Here is a 21953-nt window from a genome sequence, read left to right as displayed (position 1 = left end):
CATCGAATATCGATGCTTTTTTCTCTTCACTTTATTTTTTTCCAGCGTCCTTCTCCATTTCATCACTTGTCACATCTAAGACATCTAATAAGAAAATGAAGATTGGAATACCGATAATTAATCCCCATACACCTAAGAAGTGTTCCGAGAAGATTAATACCATAAACGTATAGAAAATTGGTAAGTTTGTTTTTTGCGACATAAACTTCGGATTTAACACGTAACTTTCAAGCGCATGAATGACTGTTACGATAACTAAAATATAAACAACGTACATAATACCGCCGATATTGTAAGCAATCATACAAAGCGGGAATAACGAAATGATAACCCCAGCTACTGGAATTAAACCAAGTAAGAAGATCATTAACGCTAAACCTAATAATTGTGGGAATCCTAATATCCATAATGCAATAACGGATAAAACGCAGTTAACAACTGCAATTAAAAATTGTGCCTCAATTACTTTTCCGAATGAACGTGCAAATTTCTTACCGAAGTACTCGATTTCAGTATAGAAAATTGCAAGTCTGCTCTCTTTAAATTTTGCAGTAAAAGCAACGATACGAGCTTTCTCCAATAAGAAAAATAAACTTAAAATTAAAGAAAGTAACACTTGAAGGCCAAATTTCCCAACATTCGTAATCGATTTATACAAAATGTCAACACCTTGTCCTACATACTTCGAAAGTTCCATATGATTAACAGCATTAACTGCATACTTAATTAATTCACTGTCCGGTGGGTTTCTTAAAAATACGTTAAATTGATAAATCAATTGTGAAATTTGTATCGTTAATACTGGTAAATATTTAAATAGCGTAATAGCAATTCCGCCAATTAACATAACATATAGAAATGCTATAATGAGCTTTCGATTAATGGGCATAAAGTGGTCTAATTTGCGAGAAATAAACTTTTGGAATCGATCCATTAAATACGTAAGAATAAACGTAATTAATATTAAATTCAACATACTTTGCAGCCCATATAATACGAGAGCAAGTATTACTAATACGAGTAACCTCTGAAATCCTTTGCTTTGAAACAGGTTTTTTATTTGCATAATCGACGAGTACTCTCTCCTGTCCTATAAAGTAAAACGTTAATAAGTAGATTTTTCTCTCTTTTCTACTTTTAATTATTCATTCATATTAAGATTTTTATAAGCTCATTATACGCCTACCTTAGCAGATCTATAGTAGCTTACTTCTTATTTTACAATACAATGACCTAATTCAAAACGTATTCTACACAGTATTAATGAAGATTTAAGGAAACTTACATTTTTTCAAAATAGGTCTTACCACTACTGTAACATAAAAAGCAAGCTATCAGTAGAAATCTGTCCTACAAATAGCTTGCTTTTCTCATTTTTTAAGTAAGTTTTACTATCCAATGAATGGCATGAACATCGGTATGACAACTACCGTTACAACTCCAACTACTGTTACAGCAATACTTGCCATAGCTGCCTCTACTTCACCCATTTCAATTCCTACTGCCACTCCTAATGCATGACCTGCTGTTCCCAGTGCTAAACCTTTTGCAATTGGATGTTTCACTCTAAATGTTTTTAAGAATAACGCTCCTAATGCGTATACGATAACTGCGTTAAAGATTACTGCAAACGATGTAATTGCTGGTATACCACCAATACTTTCAGAGATTGGTAACGCAATTGCTGTTGTTGCCGCTTGTGGTAACATTGAATTCATTACTGCTGTATCTAGGCCAATTGCTTTTGCAACAATGAACACGACAATTACTGAACAAATAGATCCAACCACGATAGCTGATAAAATTTGCCACCAATATTTTTTCAACTTATCCACTTGTTTATATAATGGAATTGCAAACGCAATTGTTGCTGGCTCTAAGAAAAAGCTAATCATTTTTCCACCAGTATTATATTCTTCGAAAGTAAAGTTACCTACTTTTAAAAAGACAATCCCTAATACCATCGCTACGAATAATGGTGTGAATAAGAAGAACCCTTTTGAATGCTTGAATAATAATGTTCCGATTCCGTATGCGATTAATGAAACGACGATTCCGAAATATGGAGTCATTGTGCTTGCCATGTTCATTCCCTCCTAACAATATATACCAAAAATAGTTACGCAACTTTTCCGTGCTTGCGTCCTTTATTTACTACTTTCAATTCTTTTGTATCTTCTGTTTCTTTTTCATCTTTTCCTAAAATAAATTGTGCAAATAATCCTGTTACAGCGAGTAAAATAACTGTCGCGACAACAATTACAGTTAAAATTTGTACAAAATATTGTCCCATTACACCAAGAGAATTAATAACCGAAATACCTGATGGGACGAAAAGGAATCCGATAATACCTGTTAAAGCTGTTCCAAGTGATTCAACTTGTTCCAATTTAATAACCTTTAAACATAATAGACTAAATAAAATGACTAACCCGATTACCGATGAAGGCATCGGAATTGGTAAATGTGTTGCAATAATATTAGAAACTAACATAATAGCTGAGAATATGAATGCTTGTGATAAGAAACTATATACTTTTTTCGTACTCATTTTGGCCACCTCTTTCGATTTGGTACCTTTATTGTATAGGATATACTCGCCTTAGTAAGCGTTTACATAACAGAACGTCAAATATACAGAATCAGTTACACATATAAAAGGCTGAAATACAAAAGCTGCTTCTTAAATGCGAAGCAGCTTCTTGAGTTCTTTTGCATATGTACGACTAACAGGTACTTTTGATCCTTCTTTCATAATTAAATTATAAGTAGAATTGAACCACGGCTGGATTTCAGTAATATGATTAATATTTGCAATAAAGCTACGATGTACACGCATAAAACTTGCTTGCGGCAACTTCTTTTCCAAAATCACAAGTGTATCGTGTGTTATATATGTGTCCCTCATTGTTTTTACTGTCACTTTTCCATCCACAAGCCCTACATATATAATATCTTCAATATTTACAAGTACGATTGATTCTTCAATTGGTAATGCTAATTTATGCATCTCTGCCGTTACATCTGCCCCTTTTATTTCTTGCTTCGTTTCTATTTGCGACTGCTTTTGTTTTTTATACTTCTTTAATGTTTGTACAATACGTTCTTCATCAAATGGCTTTAAAATATAGTCTAACGCATCTACTTCAAATGCTTGCAACGCGTATTGATCATAGGCAGTCGCAAATACAATGGCAGGTGGATTTTTCATCTTCTTTAATATATTCGCAATTTCAAATCCGTTATCATCAGATAACTGAATGTCTAGGAAAACAATATCTGGTTTGTTTTTCATTAGCTCTTCTAATGCATCCTCTACACAATCAGCCTCACCAATTATCTCAACTTCCTTCGTTCTTTCTAATAAATACTTTAGTTCATCGCGTGCTAACATTTCATCATCAACTACTAGTACTTTTAACAATCTGCTCTTCCTCCCCTACTTTTTTTGGAATAACAAAAGTAATCTCTGTCCCCTCATTTAATTCACTTTCGATATGAAGCATCGTTTCTTTTCCAAATAACCCAATAAGACGTTCATTAATATTATATAAAGCTGTTCCAGTCCCTTTCTTGGACGAAACTACCATCTTTCCTAATTGTTCTAAACGTTCTTCCTCAATTCCTTGCCCATTATCTTTTACTTCAAAATGAACCATACCCTCTTTTTCAAAAACATGCACTTCCACTTCACATACTGGTTGCTTCTTCGGGAAAGCGTGTCGCAACGCATTTTCAACCAATAGTTGAAGAACAAATGGTGGTACTAAAGTTGTCTTTAGCTCATCCTCAATATACATCTTTACTTCATACTTATTTGGGAACCTTGCTTGTTCTAGCGATAGGTATGCCTGTACATGGTTTAATTCTTGTTCTAGTGGAATCAATAACTGACGTGCGCCTTGCAAATTACAACGGAAATACACGCTAAGTTGTAACAATAACTTCCTTGCCTTCTCTACATCTGTTCGGCATAAAGCTGATACTGTATTAATCGCATTAAATAAAAAGTGCGGGTTAATTTGTGCTTGTAATGCCTTTATTTCCGCATCTTGCAATAATTTACTTTGCAACTCGGCTTCCCCTAATTCAAGTTGTGTAGAGAATATTTTTGCTAATCCTTCTGCTAATTCCTCTTCCACACGACTTAACTGGTTAGGATTTTTGAAATACAGTTTTAATGTCCCTATCGTATTTCCATGTGAAGTTAGCGGAATAACAATCGCCGCTTGCAAAGGGCATCCTTCATGTTGACAATTAATGACCTCACGTGATTTTGCTTTCATTATTTTCCCTGTTTGTAACACTTCTTTCGACAAACCAGTTATTAAACTATGTGAAGGAATATGGTGATCTGATGCTAATCCAACATGAGCTAATATTTTCTCTGTATCTGTTAAGGATACCGCATCTGTTCCTGTAAAACGGTGAATAATTTGTGCCACATGCTTACATGATTCTTCTGTTAAGCCTTGGCGAAAATACGGTAACGTTTTATCTGCAATACGTAATACCTTATGAGTCTGAAGTGCCTTTGCGTTCTCTTCCTGACGCAATATAGCTTGTATCATAGAAAGTAAAATAAAACTTCCAAAACTATTTACAAGGATCATTGGTATCGCAATTGTTTTCACAATACTCATTCCATCTTCTACAATTAATAAGATCATAATCATTTCTAAAGAAACGATAAACACACTTAAAACCGCTGAAAATTTAGGCGTAATTGTACGATTATACTTTTTAAAAATGTATCCAATATAACCTGTTATAACCCCCGCTAAAATTGAAGAGATTGCACAGCTTAGTGCAGTCGTCCCGCCAAGCATATAACGGTGAATACCAGCAATTGATCCTACTCCAATTCCGACGATAGGGCCACCAAGCAATCCACTAATTCCAACACCCATAATACGTGTATTCGCGATTGTGCTCGATGAAGAAACACCCTGTAGCCAATTTTCATTCATAATCGTATTTCCTGCTATTTCAATTCCTGTGTAATTGCTTACAATTGTAAACACCGAAAAAATACAAATAAGCTTAAGCTTATCTACATACCCATCTTGCTTATGAAGAAGGCGCCTGAACGTTTTAATATGAGAAAGTAAAAACCCTAAAATAACAATAAGCCCGACACGTTCAATCATCATAAGTACTAAATTTAGCATCTGTGATTCATTCCTTTTTATATGAGTTAGTTTTATTATCGGAAAATAATGAAGTGGGCGTCAAGAAGAATGAAATATCTTTTGTAATATTTTACACATAACAATTCCCGCTCTATTTGACAATCTAATAGAAGAGTGCTAAAAATAAAGTAATATAATACAGTCCTTTAACCCAACCCCGTGAGGTTGAGAAGGAAGTCGGAATATACTATACGTATGGCCTATTTTAGGAATACGTATGCTTTTTTGGCCTTCTCATCATATCAGGTGAGAAGGCCTTTTGTTATTCTTCCATAGCGACTGTAGAAGAAAATAAGGGGGAGTAATGATGAACGTCACTACTGATGTACAATCAACAACAGAGGAAACGAAAGAGAAAAGATATAAAACATTATTTGGGTCTGCGTTAGGATATGCAGCAGAAGGCTTAGATATGTTGCTCTTATCTTTCGTACTCGTCTACATTTTAAAAGAATTTCATTTAAGCCCTGTTGAAGGTGGAAACTTAACTTTAGCTACCACAATAGGAATGCTAATTGGGTCTTATTTATTTGGATTTATTGCTGATTTATTTGGGCGTATCCGTACGATGGCCTTCACAATCTTACTATTTTCACTCGCAACAGCACTTATTTATTTCGCAACAGATTATTGGCAATTATTAATTCTTCGCTTTTTAGTGGGGATGGGAGTTGGTGGTGAATTCGGGATTGGAATGGCCATCGTAACTGAAACATGGTCTAAAGAAATGCGTGCTAAGGCGACATCTGTTGTTGCACTTGGATGGCAATTTGGCGTACTAGTAGCTTCACTCCTTCCAGCATTTATCGTCCCGCATTTTGGATGGAGAGCTGTTTTCCTATTTGGACTTATTCCCGCTTTATTAGCTGTTTATGTACGAAAAAGTTTAAGTGAACCGAAAATATGGGAACAAAAACAACGATACAAAAAAGAATTGTTACAAAAAGAGGTTGAAGGCAGTTTAACAACTACTGAGGCTGAACAACTAAAACAAATGAAAAAGTTCCCACTTCGAAAGCTATTTGCAAATAAAAAAGTAACAGTAACAACTATTGGCCTTATTATTATGTCATTCATCCAGAACTTCGGATATTATGGTATCTTTACATGGATGCCAACTATTTTAGCGAATAAATATAACTATACATTAGCAAAAGCTAGTGGTTGGATGTTCATCTCTACGATCGGTATGTTAATTGGAATTGCAATTTTTGGAATTCTAGCTGATAAAATTGGTCGCCGTAAAACTTTTACAATCTATTATGTCGGTGGTACTATATACTGTCTCATTTACTTCTTCTTATTCACAAATCCAACATTATTGTTATGGGGCAGCGCATTGCTTGGATTCTTCGCAAATGGCATGATGGGAGGATTCGGAGCAATTTTAGCTGAAAACTATCCTGCTGAAGCTCGCTCTACAGCAGAAAACTTTATTTTCGGTACAGGACGTGGTTTAGCTGGCTTTGGACCTGTTATTATCGGATTACTTGCTGCAGGTGGTAATTTAATGGGCGCATTATCTCTTATCTTCATTATCTATCCAATCGGTTTAATTACAATGCTACTATGTGTCCCAGAGACGAAAGATAAAGTATTAGAATAGCTTGAAACTGCACAGAGTATGATCTTAGTTAAATAAATAATAAAGAGGAAGCATTTCATTTGAAATGCTTCCTCTTTTTATATGAATACAATTATTTATTTTGATCTACTAGCTTTTTGGAACAAGAAGCTAGTTTTATCTTCTTCTTTTACAATGCCTTGTTTTAATGCTAGTTCCCCTGCAACTTTAGGCGCTAGCCATAGCATTGGGAACAATAGAATAGATACCGGGACAGCTGTTACTACGATGAATGATTGTAAGGCGTTAATACTTCCCTCACCCATGTATAACAGAATTGCAGCAACTGCTCCCATAATAAGCGACCAAAAAATTCGTAAGCTAATTCTAGGATCTCCATCTCCAGTCACTGCCATCGAAATCGAATAAGCCATTGAATCTCCTGTTGTCACTACAAATAAAATTGTTAATAAAAGAAATGCCGGCCCAATAATATGAGAGAGTGGCAGTTGCTCTGTAATTGCAATCATAGCAGCTGGCATACCCGATTCACTTAATGCACTAGAAATAGAACCAGGCTTCATTAATTCATAAAACACACCTGATCCTCCCAGAATTGTAAACCAAAATGTTGTAATAATAGGTGCAATAATTCCAATTGCAACGATGATTTCTCGAATCGTTCTTCCTCTTGAAATACGGCTCACTAAAATTGCCATCATCGGTCCATATCCAATAAACCATCCCCAGAAAAAGATTGTCCACGACCCTAACCAACCTGTATCACCGCGGTATGTGCTCATTGGAATAAATTCATTTATATAAAATCCAAACGAAGATACAAACGAATCAATAATAAATCCACCTGGTCCACATAATAATACAAATACCATTAATAAAATCGCTAATTTAACATTTAAATCGCTTATAATTTGAATCCCTTTATTAATTCCTGTTACTGCAGATATAGTAGAAACCGCAACTACACAAATAATAATTGCTAATTGAGTAGTAAAAACATCAGGAATATTAAACAATGCTTGTAGGCCATAACTTGCTTGTAAGCCTAAAAATCCGATCGGTCCAATCGTCCCTGCAGCTACCGCAATAATGGCAAATGCATCAATCATTGTTCCAAGCAAACTCTTTCGCAATTTCTCACCAAAAATAGGATATAAAAGCGTTCGAGGTTTTAACGGCATACCTTTATGATAATGCCCATACATCATAACTACCGCACTGATTGTACCTAAAATCGTCCAAGCCAAGAAACCCCAATGCATATAACTTTGTGCTAAAGCAGGCATTACTGCTTCTTTCGTTCCAGCAGATATACCTTCATGTATCGGCGGCACCGTCATCAAGTGGTACATTGGCTCTGCAGCTGCCCAAAAAACGCCACCTCCGGCAAGTAATGTCGACATAATAATAGCAAGCCACTTTGCCGTACTAATCTCAGGTTTTTCTAATCCCCCAAGTTTAACTCTTCCATATTTCGAGAATGCCATACACATTGCAACAATAAATGTACCAATTAATAAAACTTGCCAGAAGGCACCAAAATATTTAATTGAAGCTGCAAAACTGCTATTAATGACTCCCTCTACATAATTTTTATTTAAGAAAACCGCAATTACAAATAATAAAAGCGAACCACCACTAATAAGAAATACAGGCCAATCCGTTTTTCGACTCTTCATCCTCATTTACACTTCCTCCCTCCTCAGCAATCTAAAAAAACAACTTTATTATGTTTTATTGTTTACACCCAAAACACAATGATTATATAAGTATAATAATTTATCTATTTCCTACACACTTATGTTGTCCCTAAAAATATGCTAAATCCCTTATTTAAAAGAAAATTTCTATTCCTCTTACATAAAAAAGCAAAATAAAAGACCTTATATTTCTATAAGGTCTTCGAAACAGAAATTTGATTATAACATAAGGAACTCCTTGGTTCAAAAAGCTCCTTCCAAAAATAACCGAGGGTAAAGGCTTCCATTTGCTACGTAACAGTAATTAAAAAAATTTATATTTTTACAGAAAATGCCCTATACTACAAACTATTTATGAAAAAAATTCGGCTTCAAAATTTCATTCGAATACGGTTTATGATAAATATGAGTGGTAGCTGGCGACAACGGCGGAATGAGCCACACCCAATTGCCAGTGACAACCCGTCCACATGATGCTTCTTGCTTCTCAAATTGTTGAAATTGTTGTGCAGCTGTATGATGATCTACAATACTAACTCCTTGTTTTTTGAAGGAATATAATACAGCAATATTCAACTCAATTAGTGCCTTATCTTTCCATAACGTACCGTTTCTCGATGTATCCAAATCCATCATTTCCGCAACTGCTGGAAGTAAATTATAGCGATCATGATCCGCTAAGTTACGTGCCCCAATCTCTGTTCCCATATACCATCCATTAAACGGAGCTGCTGTATAGGAAATACCGCCAATTTCTAAGCGCATATCTGAAATCATTGGAACCCCGTACCATTTTGCTCCAAGTAACGAAATTGGGTATTCTGGGTGTTCAATTGGTACCTCTTTTACTTCTTCTTTCGGAATTTTTTTATATATAGGCGCTTTTCCATCTATAGAAAACACAAGTGGCAATACATCGAAATTCGTACCTTCTCCTTGCCAGCCAAGTTCTTGACAAAAATTTGTAAACACAGCGGAATGAGAGTCACCAATCACTCCCATTTCTGTTTTATATCCTGCATACCGAATCAATTGGTGATTATAAATTCGTATATTATTTTCTTCACCTTGATATTGCTTAAAAATTGTAATGGTCGGTTTCACTTTTCCGTCGTTCGTTGCATATTTAATATGATGAATTAATGCATTATATACACCTTCCTCGTCATTTACTTCACGTGCATCTAATATGTGCATCTTACTCCAAAATAGTCTTCCGATACATCGATTACTATTGCGCCATGCCATTCGCGATCCATGGACAAGTTCTTCAAATGTATGTTCATACGTCCCCGTCTTTTCTATTTCAACTTGAATTTCCTTCATACGTTCTTCTATGAATTGTTCTTTATTAAGTTCTTTATAGCAAATCGTAATAAATTGACTCGCTTCCTCTATTAATTGTTTCGTTTTACTCATAAACGATCTCCTTCTATTCCAACAAAACGTTCTACTTTACAGTATAAGCAAAAAGAATAAGAGTCACAAACGAAAGTCGAATTGTTACTTTTATTGTAATATTTTTCAGAAAATTAAAGAGATTACTATTGACTTACATAAAAAATAGGTGTATTTTTGACTCAGGTAAATTATTTTTACCTAGACCAACTTTTAAAAGGAAAGGAGGTAATATTATGTCTTCATTTCAATTGCCAAAGCTTTCATATGACTATGATGAACTAGAGCCATATATCGATAGCGACACACTTTCTATTCATCACGGAAAACACCATGCGACATACGTAAATAACTTGAATGCTGCTTTAGAAAACTATACGGAATTACATAATAAATCTTTAGAAGAGTTACTATGTAATTTAGAAACTTTACCAAAGGAAATTGTTACAGCTGTCAGAAATAACGGTGGTGGACATTATTGTCATAGTCTGTTTTGGGAAGTAATGAGCCCACGGGGTGGCGGCGAGCCTAATGGAGACGTTGCAAAAGTAATTGATTATTATTTCAATACCTTTGACAACTTAAAAGATCAACTGTCTAAAGCAGCAATTAGCCGTTTTGGAAGTGGCTATGGGTGGCTTGTCCTTGATGGTGAAGAACTTACTGTTATGAGTACACCTAATCAAGACACACCTCTGCAAGAAGGGAAGACTCCATTACTCGTCATCGATGTATGGGAACACGCCTATTATTTAAAGTATCAAAATCGGCGTCCAGAATTTGTTACCAATTGGTGGCATACAGTGAACTGGGACCAGGTAAATGAAAAGTATTTACAAGCAATTCAGTCACAAACACATTAGTCGTGCGTATAAGGTAAGTTTGGTAATGTAGAATTAGTATTGTCGAAATCCTCCAGAATCCCCCGGATTGCCACCGGGGGATTTATGATTATTTCATTGCATGTATGTAATAACGTAATACTTGTTCTATTTCTATTTTCAACCCTCGGAACGGGAATCCTAATTCATTAGCTTTTCCATTATGTAATGTACAATTAGTCACTTCATTATAAGGTGCTACATGATCTCCTACTTCTTGAATGCGTGATTTTATCCCCGTATTTTCTTCTATAAAATGAATAATTTCCCGAGTAGAAACTACCCCGTTGCTACAAGCATTAATTGGCCCTTCTATGTCTTTCATCCCGCACCAAGCTAAAAATCCCCCGGCTTCTTCCTCATGTATAAACGACAATTTTCCATCTAGATGATTCACTGCGACAGGTTCTTCTCTCACAATATGTTCAACGTAAAATTGTAACCTTTTCGTATAATCATTTTCTCCAATAACAACTGGAAAACGAACTGCAACAACTGGAAATGTTGCTTGTTGAAATACAACTGCTTCGGCTAATCTCTTTCCTTCACCATAATTGAAGTCATTCCTATCTCCATACGCAATTTCATACTCGTACGGATTGAAGTCCTCTTCTGATAAACTTAGTGCTGGTTCATAGACAGCCATTGAAGATGTCATAACGTATTTCTTCGTTTTCCCTCGTAACACTTCACATATTATCTTCGCTGCATTCGAGCTATAGCATAAATTATCGTATACAATATCATAACTTTTATCTGCTAGACGCTCTGCTAGTTGTTTTTCATCTTCTCTATCTACAATAAGTCTTTTTACTCTACTTCCAAAAGAATCTTCCGTAATTCCTCTCGTCGCAATCGTTACATCGTGCCCATCTTGCAAAAGTGCTTCTACTAAATGTTTACCAAAAAATCTAGTTCCCCCTAGCACCAATACTTTTTTCAACTTTATCATCCCCATTTCGATAAATTGTAAAATACTACCTCTCTATTATAAATGCTAACATATAAAAAGCATGGAACTCGTTTAACGATTCCATGCTTTTCTCCAAAAAATATATTAACGTACTCGATATTTATAAATACAATAACAGAAGTATAAAATAGAAATTACAGATACATAAACCCATAATTCATATACGAACCCCTCTCCCCATACTCCCATAAAATAAAAGAGTGAAGGTAACGTCAATGTTACCCATGATTGTACGAAGGCAATCCTTCCAAGATATTGATTGATGTTCTTTTTTTGTGTATTTAATACAAAGAATAAATACCAAAGTAATGCCCACATAAACCACGTTAGCGCATTCACAACATCGTGGAATTGAACAAATGAAACAACCATATAGAATAAAGCAATAATTGCTACCCAAATACAAAACCAACCTAGACCGCTACTATCCATCCCTTTTATAAAAGTAACACCTACATATAAATAGGTTAATCCGAATAAGAAAGTAGCTGCATATGAATATACCGTCCAATTGCTTTGATCAGAAATCATGATTAAATAGAACGGAATAATAATTTGTAGTGCACCCACAAATAAATTAAAAACACCTGCACTTTTCATCTCTGCTTTTCCTAATATAACAAGACTATTTAAAAATAAAGCTGCACCCGAAAGTAATAATCCTACGTAACCCATATGTATTCGTGTGAAAGTCTTTCCCTTTCACACTTTTAACCTCCCCACAATATAAAGTGATTCTTTATTATTTTTCTTCCTATTTAAAACTACATACATAATTTTTAATTTAAATAAGTCAGACTTCCTACCTTGAAGAACACCAAATTTAAAACGCTTTCAATCATAAATAACCCTATCAGAACATTAATAAGATTCCTTGATTATAAACGTACTCTAACCATGACACAAGTATTGATGTTATTTTAAACATTACGTTTTTCATTTCTATAAAAATTAATAGGATAATGCATTTTTTCTATCTTACTCTACTAATTTCTAACATGGAATATTATAAAATGAGCTAGTCAGTAATACATTCATCTTTATAAGATAATCGTATACTGACCTAAACTTTCATAGTGAATATTGATAGTTTCTCATCCCTAATAATTGCTATTTATCATAAATATCATTCGGATTAATTGTAGGAATAAACCCATTTATAGAACTATATTTTTTAGATACGGTATTTGGAGTAACGGTAAACGTTACAATCTTATTACTTTGTTGTTTAAAATAGCGCATCCAATTTTGACTCCATTCATCTTTCGTAATAGCTTGTTTATTGAAGTCCTCCCACAATACACCATGTATAAAATTCAAGGATGTATTTTTGATTGTGTCAAATCCCCAATTCTGTATAAGAAGCAAATCGGAATCAACACCTTTTATTTCTTTTAATAAATTTACATATGCTTCGCGAAATTTCCCTTGTGTAACTGGCTGATCATAAAAATAGTCATCAATATCACCAGCGGTATCTAAAAACACACCGTCTATTCCTTTTCCAATAACTTGCTGTTTCACTTTATTTACAACAATCCGCCGGTAATGTTCATCAGCTAAATTCATAATATATGTATCCCACTGCTCAATCTTCATTTTCTTACCGTCTCGATAATAATAGTCTGATTCAACTACTTGCGATTTATGCCACGATTCTAATTCTAAAACACTAACATACCCAAGGACTACTGTTCCGGATTTTTTTAATTGCTGAACTTGCTCTTTCGTAAATGCATATGGCTCTATAATGACCATGTCATACTTTGAAAGTCCCTCAATTACTTGCTCATTTGCTTCACCATAATAAATTTTATAACTTCGTACATCTTTTAAAACTGGTTCCACGACATTTGCTTGGGCGGATGTACTTGAGGAAAAAATAAAAGAAAATATAGCTAAAAAGCATATGGAACGTTTCCACTCCATAATAATATTCCCCCCCTATAAAACTGTAATTTTTTATCGTTTTAAATATTAATACAAGTATAGTAATACAATAACATTTTACATTTTTTCAAGCTCGATATTTAATATAAATTCCAATAAATACAATACATTAACAAAAATTAGAATTTATTTCACTTGAATTTACTACATCTCTGTTGATAAAATGATTTGGGCTTCGTATATTATATATTTTAAAATAATTCTTTTAAATTATGTATTTTATTTCAGTGTACTATTCCTCAAAATTAAATTCGCAAACGAAAGAAGGGATTTTTTATGCACTATAGACAATCTAATTTATTACAAAAAATGATTGAACCTACGATTCTCTTTATTGCTCTATTTTTTCTCTCAATACTAACTGATTTTCTAACACCAACGTATGAATACTTCTTACTCTTATTTATTACATTAATTATTTCTAGCCGGTATGGCATATCTATCGCCCTTTTCACCTTTCTAGAAGCAATGATTTATATTTTTGTAAGCGGTATATATAAAGAAGATGATATATTACTGTACTTTTATTCATTAGATTACTGGATTAATTGGATTTTCTTACTTGTTATTAGTTTATGTTGTGGACTAATGAGTACTGCACAAAAAGAACGGTATGAAGATGTACATATGATAAATAATGAGCTAAAAGCCGAAAATAAAGAATTAAAATATGTTGTGAAACAATTGGATGAAACACGTATTACACTACGTTCTCGCGTACTTGAATCAAATAATCACTTATCTAAAATGTATCATATGTTTAAAGCTTTAAATCATACACATCCTGAAATTGTACTCGATGAGGGAATAAATGTATTAAAAATGTATTTCGGAGCAAAAAAAATTGGTATCTACCACGTTGATAACAATAAACAATCACTTCGTATTAAATTAAGAGCAGAAACTGGTAAAAACACCTTACCTCAATCCATTTTTGTTAAAAATGCTTCGCTAGTCATCAAAAATGCTCTAGCGCATAATCGACCTTTTTTCCGTACAGAAGAGGATTTTCAAGACGCTCCACTTTTAGTTGGTCCCGTCCTATTCCAAGATGATGTACAATACGTCATTATATTAGACGAAATTGAATTTTCAAAAGTAACTTCTGAGCAATTCGAACTTTTCACATGGTATTTACGCTGGATGGGTGATCGTTTACAAAACGCTTCTAATCTTTGGCTATCAAGTCAAGAGGATCGTACATTCCCTAAAACGAGCATTTATTATGAAGATGAATTTGAACATTTACTAAAAATAGAAAAGAAACGTTACGAAACATTATCTTATCCATATTCCTATTTTGAATTTACTGTTCCACAAGATTCCTTAGAAATAATAAATTCTATTTTAAAAGATCATTTGCGTGATATCGATATATTCGGTTATAGCACAACCAAGCAAAAAGTTATGATTCTATTACCTGGCACTGAAGAAAAGTTTTTATTACCAGTCAAAACTCGTATACAAAACGCTCTTTCTTCTAAAGGAGTGGTATGCTAATGATTTTACTCCTTCTTTACTTTATTTATGCTATTTTGGTTTTTCTTTTATTTCGATTTACGAAAGGTTTGATTACTGAAGATAAGAAAGGAATTATTGAGTTTTGCTTGATTATCTCTCTCCTTTTCCCGCTTGTCGGACTTATTGTATCAGCAATCATGTTATTACTGAATATAAGACGCTCCAAAACCGAGTGGTTACAGCAATACTCTGAGTATGTTTCCTTTCAAGTTGATCATTATGAAGATATTTTGGCATCAGCAAAACAAGATATGGACCTAATTTCATTTTCTTCTGGATTAGAACTAGATAAGCCTGAATTACATAAACAACTCATTGTACAGTTAAGCTCCTCCCCTATTTCCAATGAAGGAGGCTTATTGAAAGAAGCCATTCACCATAAAGATCCTGAAACTGTACATTACGCAGCAACTACTATTAATTTACTAAATGAACGGTACGAAAAACAGATCGAATACTTAAATAAGCAATTTCTACAAAATCCACAAAAGGAAATTGCAAAAGAGTTGGTTTCTAACTATTTAAGATATATAGACAGTGGTCTTCTTTCTAATCAGCAAAAGGAAAAAATAATCGCCGAATTTATGAATTTTATTACACAAAGTGTAGAACTATTCCCTACCGAACCTCTTTATCCTTTCCACCTTGGAAATCTGTTTCTACATACAAAACAATATGCAAAGTCTGAAGAACAATTTTTAAATCTTATTCATTTCTATCCTGAATCATATTACGGTTATGTTGGGTTACTTGAAATATATTATGAGCAAAAGTTATGGGACGAGCTCTATAACTTAATCAATAATCTAGCAGCTGCAAAAAGGGTTCATATACTACCGCGTAAATATCAATTATTTGTAAGGCAGTTTGGAGGCGCACACATTGAAAAAGGGGATTAATATATATATCGGAATTGTTAGTATCATTTTATTTCTCTTAATTATATCTATCCTTATATATCGAACAGAAAATTTCTATCAAAAGTTTTCTGTTCCTAAAACTAAAGAAACAAATACTGTTAAAACACTCAAAGCAAAAGATGCAGCCCAAAATGGACAAAAAATGCAATTATACGTTTTAAAAACGGATAATACATTAGGGCAACAAGTCGAATTTAATACGAAAAAGGCAATGGATTACGCACACCTACACTATAAAGATATTACAGCTAATGAAATTAAGGGACTTACTCCCTCTCCCTATACAGGAATTATTATTACAGGTGAAATAATGGCGCAACTTCCACAAGCTGATATTCAAAATTTTGTACAAATGGGTGGAAGGATTATTATCGCAAACCGACTTGATTCAGATCCTTCTTGGAACACATTATTTGGTATTACAAAAAAAGAAGGCTTCAAAGATGTGAAAGGATTAACCTTTGAAGAAGTTTTATTCCCTGGTTATCCTGATCTCTCAAGTTCTTCTCCATTGTTCACTCATAGCTCAATGAATATTACGCTAGATGAGAATACAACTAATACTTGGATTACTGCAGAAGATACTCCCATCCTTTGGACCAATGACTACGGTGAAGGAAAAGTCTTATATTGGAACACAACAGCATTGAACGATAAATTAGGTAGAGGTATGTTCGTTCAATCACTGGGTACTATTTTCCCGACTTTCGTTACAGTACAACTTGGAGCGGAGATTATGTATATCGATGACTTCCCATCTCCAATTCCAAGTGGAGAACTAAAAAACTTAACAACAGAAAAAATTTCTGTTGAAGAATTTTATAAAAAACATTGGTGGAAAAATATGAAGGATATCTCTGAAGAACTTGATATTAAATATACAGGGGTTGCAATTGGGACATACCAAAATAAAGTAACGCCACCTTTTGAAAATTTCACAGGTAAAAATAGAAATACCTATTTATTATTTGGGAGAGAATTATTAAGTCACGGTGGAGAAATCGGTATTCATGGCTATAACCATCAACCTTTATTATTACCACCAGACCCAGTAGATAAAGCACTTGAATATGTTCCATGGAATTCAAAAGAGGACATGGAGAGATCCTTAGATGCTTTACAAAAACTCGTGTATAACTTCTTTCCAAACGAAAAACTAAAAACCTATGTACCACCATCCAATATTATAAATACAACTGGATTAAGTGCATTAAACGACGCGGTTCCAACTATGGAAACAGTTGCTTCTCTATATGTGGGAAGTAAAAGTAACGGCAGTTTAATTCAAGAATTTGGACCAGACGAGCACAACAAAAATATATATCACTTCCCGCGTATTACGAGTGGCTACGCTATCCCAGATGAAGAACAATTTATTTTAGCTGATGTTACCGCAAATTTAGGGGTTATCTCACATTTCGTCCATCCAGATGATATCCTTGATGAAAAACGTTCGGGTAATTTAACGTGGGAAGAATTATTTAAAGCTTATAAAACGACAATTAAAGAAATACGAGAAAGATATCCTTATATAAAAAGTATGACACAAAGCGAAGCAACTGCTTCTATGAAAATTTATCAAACTGGTGATTTAGCTGTTTCTTATGAAGATGATGCTGTTCATATTGCATATAAAGGATTACCAAACCACACTGCAACGATTATACGTGTGGAAGAAGGGAAAAAATTGAAAACCGGTTCATTCCCATACGGCACAGTTACAAAGCTAGATTCACAAATTTATAGCGTTATATTAAAACAAGCTAACGCTACAATTCCAATTAAAGGGGTATAGCAGATGAGAATAGGTTTAGTCGTTGAAGGAAGTTATCCTTTTGTCAGTGGCGGAGTAGCAAGTTGGGTACAAATGATCATCCAACAATTTAAAGAACATGAATTCACCATATTTGCGATCGTACCGCAAATAAAAACAGAAGAGGAATATCAATATGAAATTCCTAACAATGTAAAAGATATCATTATGATTCCCTTACAATCAGAAAGTGACTCAAAACATATAAAAACCAATTTAACGACTGATGAAGTACAAACACTTCAAAAATGGTTTACATTCCAAGCTAACAACACAGAGGCATTACAAATATTAGGGAACAAGCAAAAGCTAGGAACACTACATTCCTTCTTCGAAAGTCGTGAATTTTATGAAATAGTGAAAGAAAGCTATTTATATGAAGAAAGTAGTGGTTCTTTCTTAAATTACTTTTGGATGTGGAGATCTATGTTCACACCAATCATTCAAATTTTACAAATTGATTTCCCTGAATTAGATCTTATCCATTCTGTATCTACAGGCTATGGTGGGCTTCTTGGAGCTGCAATTAGTGCCAAATCTGACATACCATTTATTCTAACAGAGCATGGTATTTATTCTCGGGAACGTGAAGAGGAAATACTCCAATCAACTTGGATACCAATCGAATACAAAAAAAGATGGGTTTCTTTCTTCCATCATTTATCTCACCAAGCATATGAACAAGCTGCTGATGTGATTACGTTATTCGGACGGAATAGTGCATATCAAAAAGAACTAGGAGCCCCGGCCCATAAACTAAAAATTGTTCCAAATGGTGTTACTTTATCTGACTATAAAGGGCTACGTAAGCCAAAACATAATTCAGATAAACTCATTATTTCTGCTATTATACGAGTTGTGCCAATTAAAGACGTAAAAACAATGATTTATGCAGCTAAATTATTATTAGAAAAAGATATTCCTTTTATCTTCTACTTATTAGGTCCTGATACAGAAGAACCAGAGTATGCCCAAGAATGTCGTGATTTAATTCAGCAACTTGGATTAAAAGAACATGTAATAATGACTGGCAGAGTAAACATTAAAGATTACTTAAAACAAACGGATATTCTCGTATTAACTAGCATATCTGAAGGACAACCACTAGCTATGTTAGAAGGAATGGCATCGGGATTACCATGGGTTGTTACAGACGTTGGTTCTTGTAAGGAGTTAATTTATGGACAAGATGAAGATCCTTACGGCCAATGTGGCTTTGTTGTACCACCTGTATCTCCTGAACAAGTTGCCACCCACTTAGAATGGTATTATCGCCACCCTGAATCCATTCAACAATTCGGAAACAATGGGCGTAATCGTATTGAAGCATATTATCAATTATCAGGTGTTGTTGATAGTTATCGTAAGCTTTATTTAGAAAGGGGGGCGAAAACATGGCAGGTATAGGATTTCGATTACAAAAATTATTTCAGGAAGACTACTATTCTTCAAGGGTAAAAGCTTATGGATTTTCGTTATTTGTTACAGCTGGTCCTTGGTTAGTCGTTATTTTAGCAGTAACAACTATTCGATTCATTTTGAGTTTATTTCATTCTATTTCAATTGAAGAACAGCGCCTTTTCACTATTTCAATTTCATATTGCTTTATTTTTTCTCAAATTATTTACGGAGCATTGCAGCTCATTGTAACTAGATATGTAGCTGACCTTTTATACGAACAAAAAGCTGATAAAGTATTTTCTTCATTTTTAGGAATGACGAAGATCACACTTTTTTTAGCTATTATGTTATGGCTTTTGTTTGCATTTTTCACACCATTAGCTTTATATTATAAAATCGTGATGCTATTTTTATTTTTAGCTTTAAATATCATCTGGATTCAGTCCATTTATTTAACAGCAGCTAAAGATTATCAATCAATTGCACTGGCATTTTTAATCGGATCCATTTTTTCCCTATTAGGAATTATCCTAGTAGCTTACTGGCACCCTACACTTGGGTTAGAACATGGATCTGCCCTATTGCTTTTAATTTCTTTTACACTCGGCACTTTCATTACACTAGTATGGTTAAGTATCGTTATTGTACGAATGTTTCCAAATAGTGATGCTACTGAACAATTTACCTTTCTGTCTTATTTAGATAAATATCCAGAATTATTTTGGTCAAGCCTCTTTTACAATGTGGGTATTTGGGTATGTAATTTTGTTATTTGGTTTGGAGACGGTCGGGGAAATATTGAAGACACATTTATTTATCATCAAATTTATGATACTTCTGTTTTCTGGGCGTATTTAAGTATTATCCCAACCTATATTTTCTTTGTAGTATCCATTGAAACCAGGTTTTATGAAAGATATAAAAAGTTCTTCGGTTCGGTAAACAATGGCGGAACATTACATACGCTTTTACAATTGAAAGATTCCATGAACTTTGTCTTAAAGCAGGAAATGGAACGTATACTTCGTAATCAAGGTATTTTTTCCTTACTTATTATTTTTATAATATGGATGTTTAGTTCGCAATCTGGAAAGACAACACTTAATTACTCTATTCTGCAACTAACTATAGTTGGTGCTTATGCAAATGGAATGGTACTCGTTATTACATTACTACTCCTATACTTTGAGGATCGTAAAGGGGCATTTCGAACATCAGCTATTTTCTTTTTTGCAAACTTGTTATTAAGCCTTATCCTGCTTCCATTTGGATTCAATGGTTACGGCATTAGTTTCGCAGTTGGATCTTCTATTACATTCCTATATGCTATTTCTAGGCTCTTTACTTACATTAAAGATATTGATTATTATACATTTTGCCAGTCAAATATTCCTATAAAACAGCGAACCTTTTTTACCAAATTAGCTAATAAACTTAACGGGAAATAAATACAAAAATGCCCTTTGCTCATGCAAAGGGCATTTTTTGTATCTACATATTAAACTTCCAAATAGCCATTTTTATTATTTGATTGCCATCTCCAAGAATCTGCACACATTTCTTCTAATCCACGTTTTGCTTCCCATCCTAGTTCACGTTTTGCCTTTGATGCATCTGCAAAACATATTGCCACATCACCAGGACGACGCTCTGTAATTTTATAAGGAACTTTTTTTCCTGAAACCCTTTCAAATGCTTCAACCATCTCAAGTACACTATACCCTGTACCTGTGCCCAGATTATAAGCATCTACTCCTGTTGTATTCAGTACTTTCTCTAGCGCTTTTACGTGACCTTTTGCTAAGTCTACAACATGTATGTAGTCACGGATGCCTGTTCCATCTTTCGTTGGGTAGTCATTTCCAAATACACTTAATTCTTTTAGCTTACCTACTGCCACTTGTGTGACATATGGCATTAAGTTATTTGGAATTCCATTTGGATCCTCTCCAATACGTCCACTTTCATGTGCACCAAATGGGTTGAAATAGCGAAGTAACGCGATACTCCATTCTCTATCTGCAAATGCTACATCACGCATAATTTGCTCAATCATTAATTTCGTTTGACCATATGGATTTGTTGCACTTAATGGAAACTCCTCTGTAATCGGTGACGTTTCCGGGATACCATATACAGTTGCGGATGAACTAAAAATCATCTTCTTTACATTATGTTTCTGCATTACTTCACATAGCACTAAAGTGCTCGTAATGTTGTTATGATAATATGTTAATGGAATTGCTACTGATTCCCCTACAGCTTTAAATCCTGCAAAGTGAATAACTGCTTCGATTGCATTTTCTTCAAAAATTGCGTCAAGTGCTTCTTGATTTAAAACATCTTCTTTATAAAACTTAAATTGTTTTCCTGTTATTTCTTTCACTCGATTTATAGATTCTACCGAGCTATTCGAAAGATTATCAACTACTATAATTTCGTAACCGCTATTTAGTAATTCTACACATGTATGACTACCAATATACCCTGCTCCACCTGTTACAAGTATTGCCATAATTATAGTCCTCCATATTTCATTCATTATAAACTTCTCAAAGTATATCACATATTTCTTATCCTATGTTTAATATGCGAACACATAAACTTACATTTTATCCC

At 34.0% G+C, this 21953-nt stretch carries 18 protein-coding genes; 7 read left to right on the top strand and 11 right to left on the bottom strand.

All coding sequences use genetic code 11. From position 1 onward, the window contains the following. Positions 1 to 31: 31 nt before the first annotated feature. The 5 genes from MR079_RS06880 to lytS all read right to left on the bottom strand — a co-directional run bounded on the left by MR079_RS06880 (position 32) and on the right by lytS (position 5171). Positions 32 to 1066, bottom strand: coding sequence for an AI-2E family transporter (locus MR079_RS06880; protein ID WP_001166015.1), 1035 nt, complete (start codon positions 1064 to 1066; stop codon positions 32 to 34). A gap of 325 nt (positions 1067 to 1391) precedes the next feature. Then, the gene (gene lrgB, locus MR079_RS06875) at positions 1392 to 2084 is read right to left on the bottom strand and encodes an antiholin-like protein LrgB (protein WP_000168869.1); all 693 of its coding nucleotides are present in this window, start codon (positions 2082 to 2084) and stop codon (positions 1392 to 1394) included. A gap of 35 nt (positions 2085 to 2119) precedes the next feature. Then, the gene (lrgA, locus tag MR079_RS06870) at positions 2120 to 2551 is read right to left on the bottom strand and encodes an antiholin-like murein hydrolase modulator LrgA (RefSeq protein WP_242293752.1); all 432 of its coding nucleotides are present in this window, start codon (positions 2549 to 2551) and stop codon (positions 2120 to 2122) included. A gap of 132 nt (positions 2552 to 2683) precedes the next feature. Next, positions 2684 to 3424, bottom strand: a complete 741-nt coding sequence (locus MR079_RS06865; protein ID WP_000921835.1) for a LytR/AlgR family response regulator transcription factor — start codon at positions 3422 to 3424, stop codon at positions 2684 to 2686. Then, complete coding sequence (gene lytS / locus MR079_RS06860) at positions 3402 to 5171, bottom strand: two-component system sensor histidine kinase LytS (RefSeq protein ID WP_139868596.1); 1770 nt, start codon at positions 5169 to 5171, stop codon at positions 3402 to 3404. The genes MR079_RS06865 and lytS overlap by 23 nt, the downstream gene beginning before the upstream one ends. Before the next feature lie 328 nt (positions 5172 to 5499). On the opposite strand from lytS, the gene MR079_RS06855 reads away from it, so the two are divergent. Continuing rightward, entirely contained in the window at positions 5500 to 6798 is a 1299-nt protein-coding gene (locus tag MR079_RS06855) for an MFS transporter (protein ID WP_242293751.1), read from the top strand. A 95-nt stretch (positions 6799 to 6893) separates the two neighbouring features. Here MR079_RS06855 and MR079_RS06850 read toward each other — a convergent pair whose 3' ends face one another. After that, the gene (locus MR079_RS06850) at positions 6894 to 8462 is read right to left on the bottom strand and encodes a BCCT family transporter (RefSeq protein WP_242293750.1); all 1569 of its coding nucleotides are present in this window, start codon (positions 8460 to 8462) and stop codon (positions 6894 to 6896) included. A gap of 363 nt (positions 8463 to 8825) precedes the next feature. After that, complete coding sequence (locus MR079_RS06845) at positions 8826 to 9896, bottom strand: nitric oxide synthase oxygenase (protein WP_242293749.1); 1071 nt, start codon at positions 9894 to 9896, stop codon at positions 8826 to 8828. A 215-nt stretch (positions 9897 to 10111) separates the two neighbouring features. Between MR079_RS06845 and sodA the strand changes: the two genes are divergently transcribed. Next, a complete protein-coding gene (gene sodA / locus MR079_RS06840; protein ID WP_139868604.1) occupies positions 10112 to 10738 on the top strand; it encodes a superoxide dismutase [Mn] in 627 nt (208 codons plus the stop codon). A gap of 88 nt (positions 10739 to 10826) precedes the next feature. Here the strand turns inward: sodA and MR079_RS06835 are convergent, their stop codons facing one another. The 3 genes from MR079_RS06835 to MR079_RS06825 all read right to left on the bottom strand — a co-directional run bounded on the left by MR079_RS06835 (position 10827) and on the right by MR079_RS06825 (position 13658). Then, positions 10827 to 11708: an NAD-dependent epimerase/dehydratase family protein gene (locus MR079_RS06835; RefSeq protein WP_242293748.1), complete on the bottom strand. Its 882-nt coding sequence runs from the start codon at positions 11706 to 11708 to the stop codon at positions 10827 to 10829. A gap of 105 nt (positions 11709 to 11813) precedes the next feature. Continuing rightward, on the bottom strand, positions 11814 to 12404 hold the full coding sequence (locus tag MR079_RS06830; protein WP_000542569.1) for an AmiS/UreI family transporter: 591 nt from the start codon (positions 12402 to 12404) through the stop codon (positions 11814 to 11816). Between the two features lie 435 nt (positions 12405 to 12839). Further along, entirely contained in the window at positions 12840 to 13658 is an 819-nt protein-coding gene (locus MR079_RS06825; RefSeq protein ID WP_139868609.1) for an endo alpha-1,4 polygalactosaminidase, read from the bottom strand. Positions 13659 to 13955: 297 nt separating this feature from the next. On the opposite strand from MR079_RS06825, the gene MR079_RS06820 reads away from it, so the two are divergent. Genes MR079_RS06820 through pelG form a run of 5 tightly spaced genes read left to right on the top strand, consistent with a single transcriptional unit; the run spans position 13956 to position 20782 of the window. Continuing rightward, positions 13956 to 15179 (top strand): GAF domain-containing protein, encoded by a 1224-nt coding sequence (locus tag MR079_RS06820; RefSeq protein WP_139868611.1) that lies wholly within the window; start codon positions 13956 to 13958, stop codon positions 15177 to 15179. Next, a complete protein-coding gene (locus tag MR079_RS06815) occupies positions 15179 to 16099 on the top strand; it encodes a tetratricopeptide repeat protein (RefSeq protein ID WP_098922098.1) in 921 nt (306 codons plus the stop codon). The genes MR079_RS06820 and MR079_RS06815 overlap by 1 nt, the downstream gene beginning before the upstream one ends. After that, positions 16083 to 17915 (top strand): DUF2194 domain-containing protein, encoded by a 1833-nt coding sequence (locus MR079_RS06810; RefSeq protein ID WP_139868613.1) that lies wholly within the window; start codon positions 16083 to 16085, stop codon positions 17913 to 17915. The genes MR079_RS06815 and MR079_RS06810 overlap by 17 nt, the downstream gene beginning before the upstream one ends. Before the next feature lie 3 nt (positions 17916 to 17918). Continuing rightward, a complete protein-coding gene (pelF, locus tag MR079_RS06805) occupies positions 17919 to 19340 on the top strand; it encodes a GT4 family glycosyltransferase PelF (protein ID WP_242293747.1) in 1422 nt (473 codons plus the stop codon). Beyond that, the gene (pelG, locus tag MR079_RS06800; protein WP_000907294.1) at positions 19328 to 20782 is read left to right on the top strand and encodes an exopolysaccharide Pel transporter PelG; all 1455 of its coding nucleotides are present in this window, start codon (positions 19328 to 19330) and stop codon (positions 20780 to 20782) included. Before pelF ends, pelG begins: the two co-directional genes overlap by 13 nt. Positions 20783 to 20832: 50 nt before the next feature. On the opposite strand, the gene galE is transcribed toward pelG, so the two are convergent. Further along, a complete protein-coding gene (gene galE, locus MR079_RS06795; protein WP_000996533.1) occupies positions 20833 to 21849 on the bottom strand; it encodes a UDP-glucose 4-epimerase GalE in 1017 nt (338 codons plus the stop codon). Positions 21850 to 21953 lie beyond the last annotated feature (104 nt).

This window comes from Bacillus cereus group sp. BfR-BA-01381, from assembly GCF_022663555.1.
Classification (GTDB): Bacteria; Bacillota; Bacilli; order Bacillales; family Bacillaceae_G; genus Bacillus_A; species Bacillus_A pacificus.
Note: the sequence above shows the minus strand (reverse complement) of the source record. Positions and strands in the feature narration are given on the sequence as shown.

Coding starts and splice junctions, on each gene's coding strand:
- MR079_RS06830 (WP_000542569.1), bottom strand. CDS start 12,404: ATGGGTTACGTAGGATTATTACTTTCGGGTGCAGCTTTATTTTTAAAT.
- pelG (WP_000907294.1), top strand. CDS start 19,328: ATGGCAGGTATAGGATTTCGATTACAAAAATTATTTCAGGAAGACTAC.
- lrgA (WP_242293752.1), bottom strand. CDS start 2,551: ATGAGTACGAAAAAAGTATATAGTTTCTTATCACAAGCATTCATATTC.
- sodA (WP_139868604.1), top strand. CDS start 10,112: ATGTCTTCATTTCAATTGCCAAAGCTTTCATATGACTATGATGAACTA.
- MR079_RS06880 (WP_001166015.1), bottom strand. CDS start 1,066: ATGCAAATAAAAAACCTGTTTCAAAGCAAAGGATTTCAGAGGTTACTC.
- MR079_RS06815 (WP_098922098.1), top strand. CDS start 15,179: ATGATTTTACTCCTTCTTTACTTTATTTATGCTATTTTGGTTTTTCTT.
- MR079_RS06820 (WP_139868611.1), top strand. CDS start 13,956: ATGCACTATAGACAATCTAATTTATTACAAAAAATGATTGAACCTACG.
- MR079_RS06825 (WP_139868609.1), bottom strand. CDS start 13,658: ATGGAGTGGAAACGTTCCATATGCTTTTTAGCTATATTTTCTTTTATT.
- MR079_RS06845 (WP_242293749.1), bottom strand. CDS start 9,896: ATGAGTAAAACGAAACAATTAATAGAGGAAGCGAGTCAATTTATTACG.
- lrgB (WP_000168869.1), bottom strand. CDS start 2,084: ATGGCAAGCACAATGACTCCATATTTCGGAATCGTCGTTTCATTAATC.
- MR079_RS06835 (WP_242293748.1), bottom strand. CDS start 11,708: ATGATAAAGTTGAAAAAAGTATTGGTGCTAGGGGGAACTAGATTTTTT.
- pelF (WP_242293747.1), top strand. CDS start 17,919: ATGAGAATAGGTTTAGTCGTTGAAGGAAGTTATCCTTTTGTCAGTGGC.
- galE (WP_000996533.1), bottom strand. CDS start 21,849: ATGGCAATACTTGTAACAGGTGGAGCAGGGTATATTGGTAGTCATACA.
- MR079_RS06855 (WP_242293751.1), top strand. CDS start 5,500: ATGAACGTCACTACTGATGTACAATCAACAACAGAGGAAACGAAAGAG.
- MR079_RS06850 (WP_242293750.1), bottom strand. CDS start 8,462: ATGAGGATGAAGAGTCGAAAAACGGATTGGCCTGTATTTCTTATTAGT.
- lytS (WP_139868596.1), bottom strand. CDS start 5,171: ATGCTAAATTTAGTACTTATGATGATTGAACGTGTCGGGCTTATTGTT.